Annotated in this window: 4 protein-coding genes and 1 tRNA gene; 3 read left to right on the forward strand and 2 right to left on the reverse strand. The window is 71.6% G+C overall.

Translation table 11 applies throughout. The features are described from left to right. On the forward strand, positions 1 to 808 hold an 808-nt coding region (locus G3I60_RS43440; protein ID WP_369334877.1), incomplete at its 5' end, for an SCO7613 C-terminal domain-containing membrane protein. A gap of 86 nt (positions 809 to 894) precedes the next feature. Here G3I60_RS43440 and G3I60_RS43445 read toward each other — a convergent pair. Together G3I60_RS43445 and G3I60_RS43450 are read right to left on the reverse strand one after the other, a co-directional pair. After that, a tRNA-Val gene (locus tag G3I60_RS43445) sits at positions 895 to 966 on the reverse strand. Positions 967 to 1020: 54 nt separating this feature from the next. After that, a complete protein-coding gene (locus G3I60_RS43450) occupies positions 1021 to 1434 on the reverse strand; it encodes a TIGR02611 family protein (protein WP_164299686.1) in 414 nt (137 codons plus the stop codon). Positions 1435 to 1624: 190 nt separating this feature from the next. Between G3I60_RS43450 and G3I60_RS43455 the strand changes: the two genes are divergently transcribed. Both G3I60_RS43455 and G3I60_RS43460 read left to right on the forward strand, forming a co-directional pair. After that, positions 1625 to 2038 carry an SsgA family sporulation/cell division regulator gene (locus tag G3I60_RS43455; protein WP_003959770.1) on the forward strand — a complete coding sequence of 138 codons (414 nt, stop codon included), beginning with the start codon at positions 1625 to 1627 and terminating at the stop codon, positions 2036 to 2038. A gap of 187 nt (positions 2039 to 2225) precedes the next feature. Then, positions 2226 to 2786 (forward strand): CGNR zinc finger domain-containing protein, encoded by a 561-nt coding sequence (locus G3I60_RS43460; protein ID WP_138352656.1) that lies wholly within the window; start codon positions 2226 to 2228, stop codon positions 2784 to 2786. Positions 2787 to 2907: the final 121 nt, after the last annotated feature.

Consider the following 2907-nt stretch of genomic DNA (forward strand, 5'->3'; position numbering starts at 1 on the left):
CATCGTGCGGCGGACGGTGGGCGCCGTCGGCACCGTGGCGTGCGCGACCGGGCCGGCCTGGGCCGGTCCGGCGGCCGCGGGCCACCCGTCGCAGGTGGCGGCCTTCCTGGTCCTCGCGGTCGGCGCCACCGCCGTGCTGTCCGCGGCGCCGTCCGGGTGGCCCCGGCAGGCCCTGGAGTCGGCGGGGTGGGTCGCGGCGGCGCTGGCGGTCGTGTTGGCCGTCCCGGACGCTCCGGCCCTCGCCCTGGTCCTCGCGGCGGCCGGTGTGCTGGCCGCCGCTCTCGCCCTGCGCCAGGACCGCCGGCAGGCCGTCTACGCCGCCGGCGCCCTGACGGCCGCGGCGAGCTGGGTGCGGCTGGCCGCCTCCGGCGTCACGACACCGGAGGCCTACACGCTGTCGCTGACCGCCGCGGGGCTGCTCGTCGGCTGGCTGCGCCGCCGCCGCGACCCGGCGGCCTCGTCCTGGTCCAGTTACGGCCCGGGGCTGGCGGCGACCCTGCTGCCCAGCCTGGTGGCCGCGTGGGGCGACGCGCACTGGCAGCGCCCGCTGCTGCTGGGCGCAAGCGCGCTCGCCGTGACGCTGCTGGGCGCCCGGCACCGGCTGCGGGCCCCGCTGCTGCTGGGCGGCGCCGTCCTGGTGCTCCTCGCGCTGCACGAGCTGGCCCCGTACGTCGTCCAGGTCGTGGGCGCGGCGCCGCGCTGGCTGCCGCTCGCGGTGGCGGGTCTGCTGCTGGCGCTGGGCACGACGTACGAGCGCCGGCTGCGCGACGTCCGCCGGGTGCGCGAGGTCATCGGCCGGATGCGCTGAGCGCGGCGCGCTGGGTTTCCGGGGCGCGGGAGTCCCGGAAACGCCGAGGGCCCGGAAGCGTTTCGCTTCCGGGCCCTCGGTCGGGGTGGGCGATACTGGGTTCGAACCAGTGACCCCTTCGGTGTGAACGAAGTGCTCTCCCACTGAGCTAATCGCCCCCGTGCGGGGACAACATTACCGCACCTCAGACGGTGCCCCGGACCATCCGCGGGTCAGCCGATCCGCCATGGCATCTCGAATCCGAACCGCCAGACGTAGTAGCCGAGCAGAGCGCCGATGATCACCAGTCCGACGGCCGTCAGGATGATGTTGCGGCGCCGCACCCTGGGGTCGAGCGCACGCTGCGCCGCCTCGGTCACCTTGCGCTTCGTCCAGCGCAGCACGAGCTGCGCCCAGACGAATTCGGTGGCCCAGATCGCCATTCCCCCGAAGATCACCAACCAGCCGGGACCGGGCAGCGGCAGCATCACCACACCGGCCGCCACCACGGCCAGCCCGACGATGAACACCCCCACCTGCCAGCTGAGGTGCAGTCCCCGGGATTTCCTGATGAATTCAGGAGCCTTGGAACCGAGTCTCCGGTCCATGGCCACATCCCCCTGAATTTCGTCACTCTCCGCAGTCATGGCGCCAAACCTACCCGAAGGGCGGAGATCACCGGAATGGCCTTCGACACCGTAAAAGTACTGGGCCGGACGAGGTACCAGAAGCCTCACAAACCAGTCAGAGGGGTTTACAACGTCCCCGCAGGTGGCATGTCGATTTCGCCGACGTGCGAATCCCCGAGCGCACACTGAGCGAAAGGCCCTGGCGCTTATGAACACCACGGTCAGCTGCGAGCTGCACCTGCGCCTCGTTGTGTCGAGCGAATCCTCACTGCCTGTACCCGCAGGCCTGCGGTACGACACGGCCGATCCCTATGCCGTGCACGCCACCTTCCACACTGGTGCCGAAGAGACGGTCGAATGGGTGTTTGCCCGCGATCTGCTCGCCGAGGGCCTGCACCGGCCTACCGGCACCGGAGACGTCCGGGTCTGGCCGTCCCGCAGTCATGGCCAGGGCGTCGTGTGCATCGCCCTCAGCTCCCCAGAGGGGGAGGCGCTGCTCGAAGCCCCGGCGCGGGCACTGGAGTCGTTCCTCAAGCGGACCGACGCCGCCGTGCCCCCGGGCACCGAGCACCGTCACTTCGATCTGGACACCGAGCTCTCCCACATCCTCGCGGAGAGCTGACCCCAGCCCACCAGCCGTCCGGTGCCGTCCTACTCGGGGGCATGGCCCGGACCCGACCGCCGTACGAAGCCTCGCATGCGCTTCACAGAGCCACCGCCGTGGACCACGACCCCCACGGCGGTGGCTCTCGCGCGCTAGAGTCGCCGGAACGCAGCCGCCCGACCCCCACCGGCCAGGGAGCGATTCCGTGTTGATCAACCATGACACCAGGTACGCACTCGACTGTGTGGTGGACCTGATCAACACCTCCCCGGAGAGCGAGGGCCGGGAGGGTCTGCACGATGTGGCCGCGCTGCGCGCGTTCGTCGAGGAACACCACGTGAGCGAGGTGGGCCGGCTCGGCGAGCACGACCTCGCCACCGTGCGCCGGGTGCGTGAGCGGTTCGCGCAGGTGTTCTGCGCCCCCAGCGCCCAGGCCGCCGCCACTCTGCTGAACGCGATGGTCGCCGAGGCCGGGACCACCCCGCGGCTCACGAACCATGACGGCCACGACTGGCATGTGCACTACTTCGCCCCGGGCGCGTCGCTCTCCGACCACCTGGCCGCAGACGGCGGCATGGCGCTGACGTTCCTGGTCGTCGCCGGTGAGTGCGAGCGGCTGCGGCGCTGCGACGCCCCCGACTGCCGCCGGGCCTTCGTCGACCTGTCGCGCAACCGTTCCCGGCGCTACTGCGACAGCCGCACCTGCGGGAACCGGCTGCATGTCGCCGCGTACCGGGCCCGGCAGCGCGAGGCCAGCCGACCCTAGTGTTCTGAGTCGGGAATTTTGTTCAGATGTGTAGGCTTGGCCTATGGCACGGATGGGGCGGCCGAAGGCCGAGTTGACGCTGTCGGATGAGGAACGGGCCGCGCTCGAGGAGTGGGTGCGG

Source organism: Streptomyces sp. SID13666 (assembly GCF_010548325.1).
Classification (GTDB): Bacteria; Actinomycetota; Actinomycetes; order Streptomycetales; family Streptomycetaceae; genus Actinacidiphila; species Actinacidiphila fildesensis.

Bases quoted from the DNA above. Each gene is read 5' to 3' on its own strand.
- G3I60_RS43450 (WP_164299686.1), bottom strand. From the start codon at position 1,434: ATGACTGCGGAGAGTGACGAAATTCAGGGGGATGTGGCCATGGACCGG.
- G3I60_RS43455 (WP_003959770.1), top strand. From the start codon at position 1,625: ATGAACACCACGGTCAGCTGCGAGCTGCACCTGCGCCTCGTTGTGTCG.